This window comes from Roseovarius faecimaris (genome assembly GCF_009762325.1).
In the GTDB taxonomy this organism is placed as follows: domain Bacteria; phylum Pseudomonadota; class Alphaproteobacteria; order Rhodobacterales; family Rhodobacteraceae; genus Roseovarius; species Roseovarius faecimaris.
The window spans coordinates 1,361,214-1,377,805 of record NZ_CP034348.1 but is presented as its reverse complement, the minus strand read 5'-3'; the positions used below and the strand labels follow the sequence as shown (position 1 = coordinate 1,377,805).

General features: G+C 64.5%; 16 protein-coding genes. 6 read left to right on the top strand and 10 right to left on the bottom strand.

The genetic code is table 11. From position 1 onward, the window contains the following. Positions 1 to 12: 12 nt before the first annotated feature. The 8 genes from EI983_RS07215 to EI983_RS07180 form a co-directional block, all read right to left on the bottom strand. On the bottom strand, positions 13 to 498 hold the full coding sequence (locus tag EI983_RS07215) for a (2Fe-2S)-binding protein (protein WP_157706703.1): 486 nt from the start codon (positions 496 to 498) through the stop codon (positions 13 to 15). 179 nt (positions 499 to 677) lie between these two features. Beyond that, positions 678 to 1,484, bottom strand: coding sequence for a nitroreductase family protein (locus EI983_RS07210; protein WP_157706702.1), 807 nt, complete (start codon positions 1,482 to 1,484; stop codon positions 678 to 680). 109 nt (positions 1,485 to 1,593) lie between these two features. Next, positions 1,594 to 2,577, bottom strand: coding sequence for a molybdopterin-binding protein (locus EI983_RS07205; protein WP_157706701.1), 984 nt, complete (start codon positions 2,575 to 2,577; stop codon positions 1,594 to 1,596). Beyond that, positions 2,574 to 3,539, bottom strand: coding sequence for an XdhC family protein (locus tag EI983_RS07200; RefSeq protein WP_157706700.1), 966 nt, complete (start codon positions 3,537 to 3,539; stop codon positions 2,574 to 2,576). The genes EI983_RS07205 and EI983_RS07200 overlap by 4 nt, the downstream gene beginning before the upstream one ends. A gap of 71 nt (positions 3,540 to 3,610) precedes the next feature. Next, positions 3,611 to 4,189 (bottom strand): YeeE/YedE thiosulfate transporter family protein, encoded by a 579-nt coding sequence (locus EI983_RS07195; protein WP_157706699.1) that lies wholly within the window; start codon positions 4,187 to 4,189, stop codon positions 3,611 to 3,613. A gap of 3 nt (positions 4,190 to 4,192) precedes the next feature. Then, positions 4,193 to 4,744, bottom strand: coding sequence for a YeeE/YedE thiosulfate transporter family protein (locus EI983_RS07190; protein ID WP_157706698.1), 552 nt, complete (start codon positions 4,742 to 4,744; stop codon positions 4,193 to 4,195). Positions 4,745 to 4,906: 162 nt separating this feature from the next. Further along, entirely contained in the window at positions 4,907 to 6,163 is a 1,257-nt protein-coding gene (locus EI983_RS07185) for a vWA domain-containing protein (protein WP_157706697.1), read from the bottom strand. 36 nt (positions 6,164 to 6,199) lie between these two features. Beyond that, positions 6,200 to 7,105 (bottom strand): AAA family ATPase, encoded by a 906-nt coding sequence (locus EI983_RS07180; RefSeq protein WP_157706696.1) that lies wholly within the window; start codon positions 7,103 to 7,105, stop codon positions 6,200 to 6,202. 188 nt (positions 7,106 to 7,293) lie between these two features. Between EI983_RS07180 and EI983_RS07175 the strand changes: the two genes are divergently transcribed. Next, positions 7,294 to 8,247 (top strand): phosphoadenosine phosphosulfate reductase, encoded by a 954-nt coding sequence (locus EI983_RS07175; RefSeq protein WP_157706695.1) that lies wholly within the window; start codon positions 7,294 to 7,296, stop codon positions 8,245 to 8,247. A gap of 132 nt (positions 8,248 to 8,379) precedes the next feature. Next, on the top strand, positions 8,380 to 9,210 hold the full coding sequence (locus EI983_RS07170) for a DUF2189 domain-containing protein (RefSeq protein WP_157706694.1): 831 nt from the start codon (positions 8,380 to 8,382) through the stop codon (positions 9,208 to 9,210). Between the two features lie 62 nt (positions 9,211 to 9,272). Here the strand turns inward: EI983_RS07170 and EI983_RS07165 are convergent, their stop codons facing one another. Next, positions 9,273 to 10,166: a hypothetical protein gene (locus EI983_RS07165; protein ID WP_198389390.1), complete on the bottom strand. Its 894-nt coding sequence runs from the start codon at positions 10,164 to 10,166 to the stop codon at positions 9,273 to 9,275. Between the two features lie 92 nt (positions 10,167 to 10,258). On the opposite strand from EI983_RS07165, the gene pyrC reads away from it, so the two are divergent. From pyrC to EI983_RS07145, 4 genes are all read left to right on the top strand, one after another. Next, complete coding sequence (pyrC, locus tag EI983_RS07160; protein ID WP_157706692.1) at positions 10,259 to 11,317, top strand: dihydroorotase; 1,059 nt, start codon at positions 10,259 to 10,261, stop codon at positions 11,315 to 11,317. Between the two features lie 56 nt (positions 11,318 to 11,373). Beyond that, positions 11,374 to 12,651 (top strand): sensor histidine kinase, encoded by a 1,278-nt coding sequence (locus tag EI983_RS07155; RefSeq protein WP_157706691.1) that lies wholly within the window; start codon positions 11,374 to 11,376, stop codon positions 12,649 to 12,651. A 59-nt stretch (positions 12,652 to 12,710) separates the two neighbouring features. Next, entirely contained in the window at positions 12,711 to 13,388 is a 678-nt protein-coding gene (locus EI983_RS07150) for an orotate phosphoribosyltransferase (RefSeq protein ID WP_157706690.1), read from the top strand. A gap of 229 nt (positions 13,389 to 13,617) precedes the next feature. Further along, on the top strand, positions 13,618 to 15,108 hold the full coding sequence (locus tag EI983_RS07145) for a replicative DNA helicase (RefSeq protein WP_157706689.1): 1,491 nt from the start codon (positions 13,618 to 13,620) through the stop codon (positions 15,106 to 15,108). A 168-nt stretch (positions 15,109 to 15,276) separates the two neighbouring features. Here the strand turns inward: EI983_RS07145 and EI983_RS07140 are convergent, their stop codons facing one another. Further along, a complete protein-coding gene (locus EI983_RS07140) occupies positions 15,277 to 16,476 on the bottom strand; it encodes a leucine-rich repeat domain-containing protein (RefSeq protein ID WP_157706688.1) in 1,200 nt (399 codons plus the stop codon). Positions 16,477 to 16,592: the final 116 nt, after the last annotated feature.

The following is a 16,592-nucleotide window of genomic DNA, read 5'->3' as shown; positions in this document are numbered from 1 at the left end:
AGCGCCGCTCATTTATTCCGCTGCAATCGCGCTCACGTCCTGACCGCTTGCCGCCAGGATCGCCTTGACGATGTTGTGATAGCCGGTGCAGCGGCAGATATTGCCTTCGAGATAATCGCGCACCTCCGCCTCGGTGGGCTTCGGGTTTTCGCTCAGCAAGGCCGCCGCCGACATCACCATGCCCGGTGTGCAAAAGCCGCATTGCAGCCCGTGATGATCCTGGAACGCCTGCTGAATCGCCCCCAGCGACCCATCCGGACTGGCCATGCCCTCGATCGTGGTCACCTCGGCGCCCTCGGCCTCGGCGGCGAACATCGTGCAGGACTTCACCGCCTTGCCGTTCACATGCACCACACAAGCCCCGCACTGGCTGGTGTCACAGCCGACATGCGTGCCGGTCAGTTCCAGGGTCTCTCTCAAGAAATCGCTGAGCAGCGTGCGGCCTTCAATCTGGCCAGACGCGGCTTTGCCGTTCACGGTCATGCTGACCTGTGCCATCGGCTCCTCCCATTTATTTTTTCTATTCGCAGAGTTAAGCACGCCAACCGCGTGTTGAGAAGCCGGTTTTTTCCGCTTGATCGGAAATCAGCCAAAGGGTCCCTGCAATTTCCGGTGCACGGGCGTCAACTCGGCGTCCCGGGCTCCGATCCGGCGGCAAAGACCCCGTGCCGCCCGCGTCAGATCTCTCTTACAAGCGCATCGAATGGCAGTCGCAGGCGCTTGCCATAAAGCCCCTCCGGCATGCCCCGGCCCGCCGCGATGACCATCGTGACCTCGGCCGATGCAGGCAGGCCCAGAACCTGCCCGATCCCCTTGCTGTCGATCCCGGTCATCGGACAGCTGTCATAGCCATGCGCCGCGAGCGACAGCATCAGCGTCTGCGCGGCAAGCGTCGACTGGATATGCCCGTAAATCCGGTGATCCGCCCGGCTCACCGGCCCCCGCACGGTCGCCCCGCGCAACCCCCTGAGCCAGAACGCCACCCGGCGGATCAGGTTCTGCACCCCAAACGCATCCGTCCGCATCAGCATCGGCACGATCCGGTCGTAATATTCCGCAAGCGGCCCTTCCAGGGGCTGCGTACCATCCTTGGTGATCTGGTTCTTCAGCATGGCAAGGTTGCGCGCCCACAGATCGACGCGCGACACGACAACGACCATCTCGCCCGCGCTCTGCGCCGGGGGCTGGTCCAGACAGAGCGGCACCATCGCATCCCTCCTGGCCGCGTCGCGCACCCAGTAAAGCTCATAGGTCTGCAGGTTGGACGCGCTCGGGGCCAGCAGCGCATCGGCCAGGCAGTCCCGCATCACCTCGTCCGGGATCGGCGCGCCGTCGAACACGCGGATCGCGCGCCGGGCGCGCACCACCTTCTGAAACGCGGGCAACACCTCTTGGGCAAGGGCCGCATCGGGCCGGATCCGGGTGGGGTCGTCAAGGACTTTCCCGGGCTTCATGTCCCGCAGGGGATTTGAGGACGCACGCATTGTCTGCTCCTTCAGGGCTTACGCTTGGCGTATTGCCCCAGCATATCGCGATTGCGCCATATGCCCCATGATCTGGGTCAACACCCGGCCCGGATTGCGCGGGGCCGCCCTAGCCCCGGCGCGGCTGCGGGCGCGTCGGGATTTCCTTCAACAGCCCCCCAACGCCCATCGCCGCGAAATCGCGCGGGCTGATTTCAAGCCCGCAGGCCACCCGTGCAAGCACCCAATCCGCCCCGTGCAACACAGGTGAGCGCGCGCTGCCCGGCAGGCCGATCACCGGCTTTTCACCGAGTTCACCCAGAAAAAGCAGGTTCCCCGGATCAACCGGAATGCCAAAGCGCGTCACCTTGCCCCCCGCCATGCGCAGCGCCTCGGGCGCTGTGTCGCGCAGGTCCGATGTGGCCGATCCCGTCAGGATCAGCACCAGATCGCCCGTCGCCGCGGCGATTTCCCCGGCCAGCGCCGCGTCGTCATGGGCGCAGAGCCGCAGCTCCTCCAGCCGCATATCAAGAGCGCCCAGCCGGGCCTCAATCGCGGCCCGGCCCTTGTCGCCCGGCCCGCCGGGAATGTCGGTGATGATCAGGCTGGCGCTGCCATGAACCGGCACGGCCAGCCCCAGCGCCCCGCGAATGCGTGCACAGGCCTCGGCCAGCGCCGCCTCGGACACCGCGTAGGAGATGATCTTGATCGTGGCGATCATCCCGCCCTTCAGCACCTGATGACAGGCCGGAACACAGGCCACGGTGATCATCGGGTCCACCTCGTTGGCCGCGATGACCTTGTCGGGATCCAGAACAACCACCCCCGGCCGGTCCGCGATCAGGTTCACCCGTCCGGTGAAGGGCGCGCTCAGGTGCAGGCTTGATGCCCCCTCCGCCGCGGCCTCCGCCAGCGCCAGCGCGGCGGCGTCCTCATGCACGTCGCCCGGCTCAAGCCGCGCGACGGTGATCTCGGTCTGCCCCGCGTCCCGCAGCGTCGCCACATGCTCCGCCGTCAGCCGCACCCCCTTGCGCAGCCGCCCGCCCGACAGATGCAGCGAATGGGCCAGAATGGCGCCTTCCGCCTCGGCCACGGGCACCGGGCCAAATTTCATGCGCCCTGCCTCAGAACCTGGGTCATCTGCGCCAGGATGCTCACGGCGATCTCCGGCGGCCCGGCGGCCCCGATATTCAGCCCCACGGGGCCATGAATGCGCCCGATCTCGGCGTCCGAGAACCCCGCCGCCTGCAACCGCTCCACCCGCTTGGCATGGGTCCGGGTGGACCCCAGCGCGCCGATATAAAACACCTCCGAGCGCAGCGCCTGCATCAGCGCCGGATCGTCCAGCTTGGGGTCATGCGTCAGCAACACCAGCGCCGTGCGCGCATCCAGCCCATAGGCCTGCACCCCCTCATCGGGCCAGTCATGCAGGATCGTCTCACCGGGAAAGCGCTCGGCGCTGCCAAAGCTCTCGCGCGGGTCGATCAGAAGCGGATCATACCCCGCGATCCGCGCCATCGGCACCAGCGCCTGCGCGATATGCACAGCCCCCACGATAATCAGCCGCAAAGGCGGGTTGTGAATGGCCACGAAGGTTTCGCCATCTTCCTCAAAGCCCGAGCGGTCCATGCGAAAGCGCGCCTCGTGCCCGTCCTGCTCCAGCCGCCGCTCGGCGGTCATCCCGGTCACATAGGCCACCGGCACGCGGGACGCACGCGCCAGCACCAGATCATCCAGAAGCGCCTCGGGCATGACGCGGCCCACCGGCTCGACCAGCACCCGGATCGTGCCGCCACAGGCCAGCCCCACAGCAAAGGCATCGCCGTCGCTGACCCCGTATTCCAGCATCACCGGCCTGCCCTCGTCGATCGCATCCAGCGCCTCGGCCACCACCGCGCCCTCGACACAGCCGCCCGAAACCGAGCCGGCAATCTCGCCTTCGCCCGAAATCGCCAGCTGGCTGCCCACCCGGCGCGGCGCGCTGCCCCAGGTCTGCACCACCGTGGCCAGCGCCGCGCCCTTGCCCTCGCGGTACCAGCGCAGCGCGGTTTCGGGAATGTCGTCAAATCGGTCCATGAAAAAACCTCCCCGCGCTCACTATGAAGCGCGGGGAGGCATTGCACAAATCCGTTTTTCAGGTCGCGGGATTACTCCGCCGGAACGGCGACCTCCTGCCCGCGCAGACGCTCGGGCAAGGCAAAGGCCACGGCCACGAAGATCAGCCCCAGCACGATCCCCACCAGATCGCCCGACAGCCCGGTCAGCGCGTCATATTTGGCCCCCGGCACAGCACCGATGGTCAGCTTTTCGCCCTCCAGAAGGCCGCTCGCCTTCCACATCGGGTAGCTCACCATATAGGCCGCGGCACCGACAAGCCCGCCTGCGATGAAGAACCAGGCGTCCTTGCGCCCGGCCGCCGCCGCGCCAAGCCCGGTGCCCGGACAATAGCCCGACGCCGCCCAGCCCGCGCCCAGCAGAAGCCCGCCGATGAAGACACCGGCATAGGCCGTCTTCACGCTCATATGGCCGACATCGACCAGGCCCAGCATCTGCCCGCCGAACATCAGGACCGAGCCTGTGCCGATCGCCAGCAGAATGGTCTTCATCAGGTGCAGATTGGTCAGGTTCAGCATCCGGCCAATCCAGTTGGGGTTGGTGGCCCCGATCCGGTCCAGAACCGCGCCGAACGCGGCCCCGATCACAACAGCAAGTAAAATCGACGTCATGGCTCAGGCCTCCTGTCTGTACATCATGATGGCAACGGGAATGGCGGCGGCAAAGGCACCGGCGGCGAAGATATAGCCCGACACGGCGGTCTGCATCATCCCCGACATCATGTGCCCCGAGGTGCACCCACCCGCAAGGCGCGCCCCGTAAAGCACAATGAACCCGCCAAGAAAGGCCACCGCATAGCGCTTGGCGGGCGTGTCTCCGAAATTTGCGCGCCAGATCGCGGGCAGGCGCCGTTCATCCGCCCCCACGCCGCCGCGCAGCATGGCCGAGGCAAAGGCCCCTACCATCATCGCCAGCACGAAGACAAAGCTGTAGTTCAGCGGGTTGGCCGCGTTCTTGGCGTATTTCCCGCCGGACTTGGCCAGATAGGCATTGGTGGAGGTATAGCCCTCCTCCGTCTCGGTGATCAGGCCGGGACTGGCCAGATCGCCCAACATGGCGTCAAAGATGACAAATTGCGTGCTGACCCCGATGGGTTTCACCAGGAGCACGGCGGCAAAGAAGACAAGGCCCAGCAAGAGCCCGCCCGATTTCCAGTTCAGTGGCATGAGATCGCCCTCCGATTCATATTCATGTTTGTGAATATATAATACCGAACAGACGTTTTCCAGCCCCGCCGATGCAGGTGCGACCAGTTGTCAACCTGGCGTCGCGTCAGGGATGTCTGAATGAAGGCGCGCGGTAGCGCTCAACTGGATCACGCCCGCCTGTCAAAGCTGCGCCATCAGCCGCGCCTTCTCGCCCGCATCGTCGGGGCGTGAAAGCGCCTCGGCCAGCGCCTCCAGCGTGGCGATCGAGTGGCCCGCGCGGAACGTGTCCACATGCGGCAGCATCGCGCGGATGCCTGTGGCCTTGGGCGCGAACCCCTCCCAGCGCAACAGCGGGTTGAGCCAGATCAGCCGCCGCGCCGACAGGTGCAGCCGCTGCATCTCATGCGACAGCGCGCCGGGGTCGTCGCGATCCAGCCCGTCGGTGATCAACAGCACCACTGCCCCCTGCCCCATGACCCGGCGCGACCAGTCGCGGTTGAAGGCATGCAGGCAGGCCCCGATCCGCGTGCCGCCCTCCCAGTCCTGCGCCTCCTGCCCGGCGGCGGCCAGCGCCGCGTCCACGTCCCGCGTCGCCAGATGCCGGGTGATGTTCGTCAGCCGCGTACCGAAAGTGAAGGCATGCACCTTCGCCCAGCCCGCGCCTTTCTCATTGGCCACCGCATGCAGGAAATGCAGCACCATGCGGCTGTACTGGCTCATCGAGCCGGAGATATCGCAGAGCACCACCAGGTTGGGCCAGCGCGGGCGTGGCTTGGTCAGGTGAATGCGCCGCATCTCGCCCCCCCGCCGCATCGCCGCGCGCAGCGTCTTGCGGGCATCGATCCGGTGGCCGGTATGGCTGGGCTGGCCCCGGCGCGAGGGCAAGGGCTGCACCGGCAGGGTAAGCTTGGCGAGCATACGCTTGGCTTCGGCGATCTCGGCCACGCTCATCTGTTCGAAATCCAGCGTGCGCAGGCGTTCCTCGGTCGAGATGGTGAGCGAGGCATCGACCTCGATCACCGTCTCCTCGTCCGTCCCTTGCGTGTCGGCCTCGGGAAGGTCGGGCTGCTGCCCATCCAGCAGCGCCTCCGCCGCGCGTTTTTCGCCCGCTTGTGCCGCCCGCTCCTCCTGCACGCCGCGAATGGCGGGCAGCATCATCGCCATCATATGTTCCATATAGCGCGGGTCGCGCCAGTAGAGCCGGAAGATCTGGGCAAAGACCGCGCGATGCTCGGGCCGGTTCACGAAACAGGCGCGCAGGGTGTAGAAAAAATCGCGCTGCGAGGTGAACCCCGCCGCTTCCACCGCCCGGATCGCATCCACCACCCGCCCCGGTCCCACCGGCAGCCCGGCCTTGCGAAGCGCGCGTGCGAAATGGGTGATGTTATGAGTGAGCTTCGGGTGCTCGGGCAGATCGAGCGGGGCATATTCAGGCATCTGTCGGATTTTGAGTATTTTTGGAACAATGAAAGATCATGCCGGCTCCAGGCTGGCCTTGGCCTCGTCCAGAATACGTTTGGCCTCGGACCCCTGCAATTTCTGGATATCGTCCTGGTATTTCAGGATCGCGCCCAGCGTGTCGGCGATGACTTCGGGGGAAAGCGAGATGACATCCAAAGCCAGCAGGCATTTGGCCCAGTCGATGGTCTCGGCCACGCCCGGTTTCTTGAACAGATCCTCGGTGCGCAAAGCCTGCACGAAGGCCACCACCTCGCGGCTGAGGCTTTCGGCTGCTTCGGGCGCACGGGCCTGCAGGATCTCGATCTCGCGCTCGAAACCGGGGTAATCGACCCAGTGATAGAGGCAGCGGCGCTTGAGTGCATCATGCACCTCGCGCGTGCGGTTCGAGGTCAGGATGACGATCGGCGGCTCCGGCGCCTTTATTGTGCCCAGCTCCGGGATCGTCACCTGAAAATCGCTCAGTGCTTCCAGCAGGAAGGCCTCGAACGGCTCATCGGTGCGGTCAAGCTCGTCGATCAGCAGGACAGGCGCGCCGCCCGGCTGCGGGCGCATCGCCTGCAACAAGGGCCGTTCGATCAGGTACTCCTCGGTGAAAAGCTCGTCCTTGAGGCTTTCGCGGTCCACCCCGCCCGAGGCTTCGGCTGCGCGAATGGCGATCATCTGTTCGGCGAAGTTCCATTCATAGACCGCCGAGGACGCATCCAGCCCCTCATAGCATTGCAGCCGGATCAGGCGGCGGCCCAGCGCCGATGCCAGCGCCTTGGCGATCTCGGTCTTGCCCACTCCTGCCTCACCTTCCAGGAACAGGGGGCGCCCCAGCCGCAGGCTGAGAAACACCACCGTGGCCAGCGCCCGGCCACAGATATAATCCTGCCCTTGCAGCATCTCTTGCGTGGCGTCGATGGAATCTGGCGTCATGACCGCTGGCCTCAATCTTGGTTTATGCGCTCAAACCTGCACGTTCCCCCCCGCAGGTCAAGGGGCGCGACACAGCAGCGCCTCACGCAGAAACCCCTTGGATTTTACAAAATTTCGCCCAGATTGACCTCTAGACCGAGGCCACGGTGCCGCTCAGCGGCAGGCAGGACCGGTAAGGAACGAGCTGTATGCAATCTCAGGCTGATGCATTTGACGCGCCCCTCGATGGGCTCAACTGGACCGATTGGCTCTCGCGGATGGGCGGGATGATCGGCGATGCGGGCTTTGTCGAACCTCTGGGGGCGGCGCATGCCGCGGTGTTTCGCGCCAAGGGCCCGGTGCTTCTGGTCAGCTTTGAGAACCACGACCGCGTGGAAGAAGACAGCCCCAAGGCGCATCCGATGGGCTGGCCGCTGGTCAAGGCTCTGGGCTGGTCGCATCTCAGCCTGCTCAGCAACGGCGACACCTGGTTTCGCGACGGGCAGGTCTACGGGTTTTTCGACCGGCTGATCGACGACGGGTTCTTCGATGAGTTCGAGCGGGTGATTTTCTACGGCGCCGGTCCCTGCGGCTATGCGGCGGCGGCGTTTTCGGTGGCCGCCCCCGGCGCGCGGGTGCTGGCGATCCAGCCGCAGGCCACGCTCGATCCGCGCATCGCGGAATGGGATGACCGTTATCTGGCCCAGCGCCGCGTCGCCTTTGACGACCGCTATGGCTATGCGCCCGACATGCTGGATGCCGCCAAAGACGCGGTGGTGCTTTATGACCCCGAGATCGAGCTTGACGCGATGCACGCCGCCCTCTTCACCCGCCCCAACGTGATGAAATTCCGCATGCGCCATCTGGGCCCACGGCTGGAGATTTCGCTCGACCGCATGCAGATCATGCTGCGTATCCTGGCACAGCTCAGCGCGGGCAAGCTGACGCGGCTGAACCTTGCCCGGCTTTATCGCGCGCGCCGCACCGATCCGGCCTACCAGTTCAGCCTGCTGAAACACACCACACGCGACGAGCGTCACCTGCTGACCATGCGCCTGGCCCGTGCCGTCCTCGCCCAGCGCAACGCGCCGCCGTTCCGCAAGGCGCTGAACCGGGCCGAGAGCATCCTGATGCAGGATCAAGCGGCGTCAGAGGCGGTGTAAGGGCAGAGCGGCCCCTCTTGCCCCGGTGATCCATCTGAGGCACATTTGACCCTGCGGCAGGCGTCATCGGTCCAGTGCTGGCCTTGCCGGTGAACCGACCGGTCAGATGTCCAGCTTCGGGAGGCGGGTCTCATGACATCCAACACCAACGGCGACTCCTCGGAATCCTCCGCACCGGATGATCTGACACCGCCGCAGCCCTCTCTGCCCGACGTCAACAAAGTGACCAAAGATGACATTACCGCGTCGCTCAGGGCCGGTATGGCCGACTTTGCCGCGCGGCCCGTGATGAGCGGTTTTTTCGGCCTGTTCTATGCGGTGTTCGGCCTTCTGTTTGTCTGGAGCCTGGTCGGGCTCGGCAAGATCTGGATGGTCATTCCCGCTGTTGTCGGCTTTCCCCTGGTCGCCCCCTTCGCCGCTGCCGGGCTTTATGAGATGTCGCGCCGCCTGCAAAAGGGCGACAGCTTCGGCTGGTCCGAGATCCTCACCGTGATGGCAAATCAGCGCCAGCGCGAAATGGGCTGGATGGCCTTTGTCACCCTGTTCATCTTCTGGGTCTGGATGTATCAGATCCGGCTTTGGCTGGCGATCATCCTGCAGAATGCCTCCTTCTCGGATTTTGACGGGTTTCTGCAAATCGTCTTCTTCACGCCCGAAGGCTGGACCTTTCTTGCGATTGGCACCTGCGCGGGCGCGGTTCTGTCGGCTGTGCTGTTCACCGTGACCGTTGTCGCCATGCCCATGCTGCTCGACCGGGACACCGATTTCGTGTCGGCCATGCTGACCTCCATCCGCGTGGTGCGGGAAAGCCCGGTGGTTATGCTCACCTGGGCGGCGATCATCTCGGTCACGCTGCTTTTGTCCATGCTTCCGGCGTTTCTGGGCCTGATCTTCACCCTGCCGATCCTGGGCCACGCCACCTGGCATCTCTACCGGCGGGCCGTGCCACCGGTGGACGGCTGAACTGTCCAGCTCAGGTAGCAGGATGAGCCATCTTCAGAACCAAAGACGGCTCAGGGCAAGTGCTACATCGCCATTGCCAGCGGCGGCGCATCGTCAGGATCGTCCGAGCCGGGCACCCGCTGATAATGAGAGAACCTTGCCTCAAAGCGGCCTGCGCCGTCGGTTATGTGATGCAGGGTGTTGATATATCCGAACAGGTTGGCCATCGGCAGTTCGGCCTTGATCTTCAGGCTGCTGTCTCCCGCGTCATCGGTAGCGATCACACGCCCCCGGCGCGAGCGGATATCATTGATCACAGAGGCTTCGGTCGCGACAGGGGCATGCACCTCCAAGCGCATGATCGGCTCCAGCAGGACCAACCCCGCCGCTTTCACACAGCGTCGCAGGCAGATCCGCGCGGCGGTGGCGACACCCGACGGTAAAACGCTTGGGGTCAGGGCCTCGACCCCGGTCACCTGTACACGCAGACCGTATAGCGGTGACGTCTCCAGCGGGGCGCAATCGAGCACACTCTGCAACCCGCTTCGCAGATGCTCGGCAAGCTCAGCACCAAGTGATCCCATCTGTGGCGTTTCGTCGATAACCCCGGCCTGCTCCGGATCATCCGGCGCCACCCTTACCTCTACACGCATGACATAGCGCTCACCGCGCCTCTTTACCTCATGCTCAAAACGATCCTCGGCCCGCCCCTTGATCGTGGCACGATAGGCAATCGCGGGCGCACCAACGCGCATCCTGATGCCATAGACGGTGAGCAAGCGATGCACCATGTCTTCCAAGACCCGTTCATCCGCCGCACGCAGGCAGACCACATCCAACCCGATCTCCGGCTCTGCCACAAAGTCGAGCGCGCCACCCTCAAGATTGCCCAGCGCATCGGCCAGCGCCTCCTTCGCAGCCTTGTCTTCAGGCCAGAGCGGCAGTTTCACCGGCAAGGTTTCGCTCGCATTTGTCATGACGGTATCCTGCATCGACATTCGCCCAGCCTCAATACTCTGCCCCAAGAACCCCTCTGGCCCCGGCATCCACATTTGTGTAAGCGACACCCATGACCCAGAGCCTCACGATCCGCCGCCCCGATGACTGGCACCTGCATCTGCGCGATGGCGCGATGCTGCGCGCCGTTCTGCCCGAAACCTCGCGCCATTTCGCCCGCGCGATCATCATGCCCAACCTGGTGCCGCCCGTGGTCACCGGGGCCGAGGCCGCCGCCTATCGCGACCGGATCATGGCCGCCCTGCCCGAGGGCCACAGCTTCACCCCGCTGATGACCCTCTATCTGACCGAGGACACCGATCCCGACGATCTGGCCGCTGCCCATGCCTCTGGCCTGATCACCGCGGTCAAGCTCTACCCTGCGGGCGCGACCACCAATTCCGCCAGCGGCGTGCGCAACTTCGACACCGTCCGCCCGGTGCTGGAGCGCATGGCCGAGATCGGCTGCCCCCTCTGCGTGCATGGCGAAGTGACCGACCCCGAGATCGACATTTTCGACCGCGAGGCGGTGTTCATCGACCGCGTGCTCGACCCGATCCGCAGCACGACGCCCGGGTTGCGCGTGGTCATGGAACATATCACCACCTCCGACGGGGTGGCCTATGTGCGCGCGGGCGATGACACGCTCGGCGCCACGATCACCACGCATCACCTGGTGATCAACCGCAACCATATCCTCGTCGGCGGGATCAAGCCGCATTACTATTGCCTGCCCGTCGCCAAGCGCGAGGAGCACCGGCTTGCCCTGCGCGCGGCGGCCACCTCCGGTGAGGGGCGGTTCTTTCTCGGCACCGACTCGGCCCCCCATACCGACCCCAACAAGGAAAGCGCCTGCGGCTGCGCGGGCTGTTTCACCGCGACCAACACGCTGTCGATCCTTGCCCAGGTCTTCGAGGAGGACGGCGCGCTCGACCGGCTGGAGGCGTTCACTTCGCTCAACGGCCCTGCCTTCTATGGCCTGCCCGCCAATGAGGACAGGATCACACTGGACAAAACCGCGCCCAGCTACCCCGACAAGATCGACACGGGCGATGGCCCGGTCACGGTCTTCGATCCCGGGTTTGAGCTGTGCTGGAAAGTGTCAGGCGATCAGCTCCGCACAATTGGCTAGACACGCCGCAGTATCGGTTTAGCTCGTCATTCTCATTAGGATCGAACACGGGTTTCATGACGACGCATAACACGGAAATGCAGCAGATCCTCCTGATCGCGCGCAGTATCGCGGGGGTGACCGGCCATGACCTTTTATCGGGCCTTGTCTCCGCGCTCAGCCGGTATCTGGACGCGGCCTTTGTCGCCATCACCTTTGGTGAAGGACACCCCCCGACGCACGCCCGAACCCTCTTCGCCCTTGAGGAAAACGACGTAAGCGAAGACCTCCGCTATGAGCTGTCCGGCACGCCCTGCGCACGCGTCTACGCAGGCGAAACCGTGATCATTCCCTGCAAGATCGCCGCGCTCTATCCGGAGGATGCCGAATACGAAGGCTATATCGGCATTCCTCTGCGCGATGTCTCGGGCGACGTGGCCGGGCATCTGGCCATCTTCACAACGGATCACATCAGGGACTCGGAGGTCGCCGCGGCGATCGCCCAGATCTTCGCTTTGCGCGCCGAGGCCGAGCTGCGGCGCATCGCAGAAGAAGCCAACAGGCAGAGCCTGATCTCGGACCTGTCGGCCCTCAATACCCGCCTGCAGCGCGGGTATGCGAAACTGCGACACGAGATCCAGCAGAAAACCAACCTGATGGGGCTCGTCTCCCACGATCTTCGCAGCCCGCTATCCGTGATCATGGCCCAGGCGGAACTGGGGCGCGCCCGGCTGGGCGCTGCAACACCCGACACTGAGAAACTCGATTCCGGTTTTCGCAAGATCATGAACAGCGCCGACCGAATGACCGGCCTGATCTCTGCCGCGCTTGAACATGTCCGCGCCGATAGCGAGGCCCTCCAGATCAGCGCACAACCCTGCGATCTGGCCAACCTGATCAGCATCGCCGTCGAGGCCAACAGTGAGGAAGCCGCCCGCAAGAGCATCAGCCTGCATGTCGACCCGGCACCCGGCGTCACCGCCACGGTCGACGACGCGCTGATCGTGTCGGCCATCGACAATCTGATCAACAACGCTCTGAAATACACCCATAGCGGCAGCTCTGTTCATGTCGATCTGACCACGCAGCAGGACACGGCCACGATCAGCGTCACGGATAGCGGCCAGGGCCTCACCGAAAGCGATCTGCAACGTGCCTTCGGCCGTTTTCAACGTCTGTCCGCCACCCCGACCGGAGGCGAGGCATCGACCGGTCTGGGGCTGGCCAATGTGCGCGAGATCGCCAAGGCCCATTCAGGCCAGGCCAACGCCGATAGCGACGGCCCGGGCCAGGGCGCCAGGTTCAGCATCACATTGCCGCTGTCGCCGGATGTTTCCCGGGATGTGCCGGGTTGAAGTCGGAGTGCAATACGCGGTAGGCCAGACCAACAGAAACTGCCCGAAGCGAGCTGTCCATGATCCCCACCTCCTACCCCCCGCGCGAAGAGATCGCCCGCCTGACCGCGCGCATGCTGCTTGAAATCGAGGCGGTTCATTTCAACGCGGCCGAGCCCTTCACGCTGGCCTCCGGCCTGCCCAGCCCGACCTATATCGACTGCCGCAAGCTGATCTCCTTTCCGCGCATCCGCTCCACGCTGATGGATTTCCTGACTGTCACCGTGCTGCGCGACGCAGGCTTCGAGGCGTTCGACAACGTGGCAGGTGGCGAAACGGCGGGCATCCCCTTCGCCGCCCTGGTGGCCGAACGCATGGGTTTGCCGATGACCTATGTGCGCAAGAAGCCCAAGGGATATGGCCGCAACGCCCGCATCGAGGGCGCCATGTCCGAGGGCGAACGGGTGCTTCTGGTCGAGGACCTGACCACCGATGGCGGCTCCAAGCTCAGCTTTGTCGATGCCATTCGCGAGACCGGGGCGAGCTGCGGCCACACGGCGGTGATCTTCTATTACGGCATCTTCCCCGAGACCGAGAAAACCCTGGGCGATCACGGCGTCGCGCTGCACTATCTTTGCACCTGGTGGGACGTGCTCGCCGAAGCCCGCGCGCAAGGCGCGTTTGATGCCGCCACGCTCGACGGGGTCGAGGAATTTCTCAACGATCCGCGTAAGTGGCAGGAAGTTAACAATAAATAAAATTCACTGGGGATAAGCCCCGATCCTGCCCGTATCGAATCGCTGAACCAAACAGCATTTGGACATTCGGGATGGGCATGATACCATATCTAGAGGCCCAAGCCGCGTGACCGGCTTGTGCACCGCTTTTTCCCGGCGACAGTCCACAGCTTTATCCAGATAGAAGCGCAGGCCGGGATCGGGTAAACAACACGCTCAGAGGCAGAACGACAGGGACAGTGGGGCAGACGTGAACGAAATTACCAGTTTCAACGCGGCAGGAACCGAAAGCCACGACGAGGCGGCCATGCCGCATTCGATCGAGGCCGAGCAGCAACTCCTGGGGGCGATCCTGACGAACAACGATGTGTACGACAGGGTCGCCTCGATCATCGGGCCACAGCATTTCTATGACCCCGTGCATGCCCGCATCTTCGACGTCGCCGCCGCCCGCATCGCCAAGAACAACCTGGCCTCGCCGGTCACGCTCAAGGCGTTTCTGGAGGATGACGAGGGGCTGAAGGAACTGGGTGGCCCGGCGTATCTCGCACGCCTCGCCGGGGCCGCGATCAGCTCTTTCGCGGTGCGCGACTATGCCCAGATGATCTATGACATGGCGATCCGTCGCGAACTGATCGCGCTTGGCCATGACATCGCGGGCAAGGCCCAGCGCATTGATGTGGACTCAGAGCCCAAGGACCAGATCGTCGAGGCCGAGCAAAAGCTCTACACCCTGGCCGAACAGGGCCAGACCGAAAGCGGTTTTCAGTCCTTCCTCAAGGCCGTGACCGATGCCGTCAACGTCGCCAATGCCGCCTACAAGCGCGATGGCGGGCTCGCCGGCATCGCCACCGATCTGGTGGATATGGACAAGATGCTGGGCGGTCTGCACAAATCCGACCTGATCATCCTCGCCGGCCGCCCGTCGATGGGTAAAACCTCACTCGCCACCAATATCGCCTTCAACGTCGCCAAGGCCTATCGCCACGGCACCCATCCCGATGGCACGCAAGGCGCCGTCAATGGCGGCGTGGTGGGCTTCTTCTCGCTGGAGATGAGCGCCGAGCAGCTCGCCGGCCGGGTTCTGGCCGAAGCGTCTGAAATCAGCTCCCACAAGATCCGCCAGGGCGATATGGACGAGGCCGAGTTCCGCCGCTTCGTCGAGGCCGCCAAACAGCTTGAAGCCTGCCCGCTTTTCATCGACGACACCGCCGCGATCCCGATCAGCCAGTTGGCCGCCCGCGCCCGCCGTCTCAAGCGCACGCACGGGCTGGACCTGCTGATCGTCGACTATCTGCAGCTCGTGCGCGGCACCTCCGATAACCGTGTGCAGGAGATCGGCGAGATTTCCATGGGCCTCAAGGCCATCGCGAAAGAGCTCAACATCCCCGTCATCGCCCTCTCCCAGCTGTCCCGTCAGGTGGAAAGCCGCGACGACAAGCGCCCGCAGCTTTCGGACCTTCGCGAATCCGGCTCGATCGAGCAGGATGCCGACGTGGTCATGTTCGTCTATCGCGGCGAATATTACGCCGAACGTGAAAAACCCGATGACGACAACCTTGAGGCCATGGCCGAATGGCAGGAGAAGATGGAGCGCCTGCATGGCAAGGCCGAGGTGATCATCGGCAAACAGCGCCACGGCCCCATCGGCACGGTCGAGCTCAGCTTCGAGGCGCAGTTCACCCGATTTGGCAACCTTGTGAAACCCTGGCAGCAACGCGGCGGCGATCAGGAATTCTGATCACCGCCCCGGCGCGCCCCTGGCCCCGCCAACCGCCTCCCCGGCGGCGGCCCTGCCCGTTCTCTGTCCAGACATTCCCGGATCGGATGCCTGCCACCGGTCCCGCCCCCTCGGGCGCGCGGGGTGGGTGGGCGGGCGCGCGGCCGAGGGGGCGGTGGCACCTCCCCTTCAGCGGATTTTCACCCCCCTGGCCTCCAGCGCGGCAATCTGATCAGCCGGCAGCCCGTGATCCTTGCCCAGTCTCAGCGTCGACAAGTCGGGCAGCGCCATCAGCGGGCTCAGATCCCGCACCTGTGTCCCGGTCAGCGTCAGTGATTTCAGCGCCACCAGATTCTGCACCGCCGAAATATCGCTGACGCCGGTATCCTTCAGGGACAGATCGGTGAGAAATTCCAGCCCCGCCAGCGCGCTGATATCCGTGACCGCACTCTCCTCCAGCGTCAGAGAGCTGAGCACCGCCACCTGCCCCAGCGGCGTCACATCGCTCACCGGTGTGCCTCTGAGATCAAGAATGCTCAGCTGCGGCAGCCCGGCGAGCGGGGCAAGGTCGCTCACCTGCGTATCGCCCAGCGTCAGCCAGCGCAGACGGCTCAGCCCCGCCAGTGGGGTCAGATCGGAAATCCCGGTCTTGTCCAGTTGCAGCTTTTCCAGACCGGCCAGCCCGGCCAGCGGGGCCAGATCCGACAGTTTCGTGTTCGACAGGCTCAGATCCACCAGCCCCGTCAGCTGCGCCAGCGGCGTCAGATCCGAGATCGCGCCGCGCCTCAGATCCAGTTTTTCAAGGCTGCGCAGCCCGGCCAGCGGCGCAAAATCGGTGATCTTGGTATCCCCGATATCCAGATCCTTCAGCGCGGTCAGCGCCGCCAGCGGGGCAATATCCGTCACCGCCGATTTGCGCAGGTCGAGCTTTTGCAGCGCCTTCATCTCCGCCAGCGGCGCAAGGTCGCTCACCACCGTGTCTCCCAATCGCAGGGATTTCAGCCCGGTCAGCCCCGCAATCGGCCCCAGATCGCTGACATTGCTCTGCTCCAGCTCCAGCTCCTGCAGCCCGTGCATACCCGAGACCACCGTCAGATCGGCAAACCCGGTGCGCCCGAGGTTGAGATGGCCCAGCCCCTCGATCGTCGCCAGCGGCGAAAAATCCTCGATCGCAGTGCCGGTCAGCGCCAGCCCCGGCAGCCCCTTCAGGTCAAGCACGTCTTGGGGCACCTGCGTGATCCCCTTCCCCCGGATCGACAGGATCACACAGCTCCCGCCTCGGCATTTTTCAATCTTTTCAATTGCTTTTGCCATGTCATCCGCCTGAGCGGACAGCCCGCCCACGCCCAGCCCGGCGGCCAAAATCATCCCTGAAATGCGCGTCTTCATATTGAAACTCCCTAAATTACAAACGCAAAATCCCGCTCGGCCAAACCGCGCCAAGCCGGTCAACCATAGGCCCAGCCGACAACCCAGGCAATTGCCCGGCAGCCCGGAAAATGACC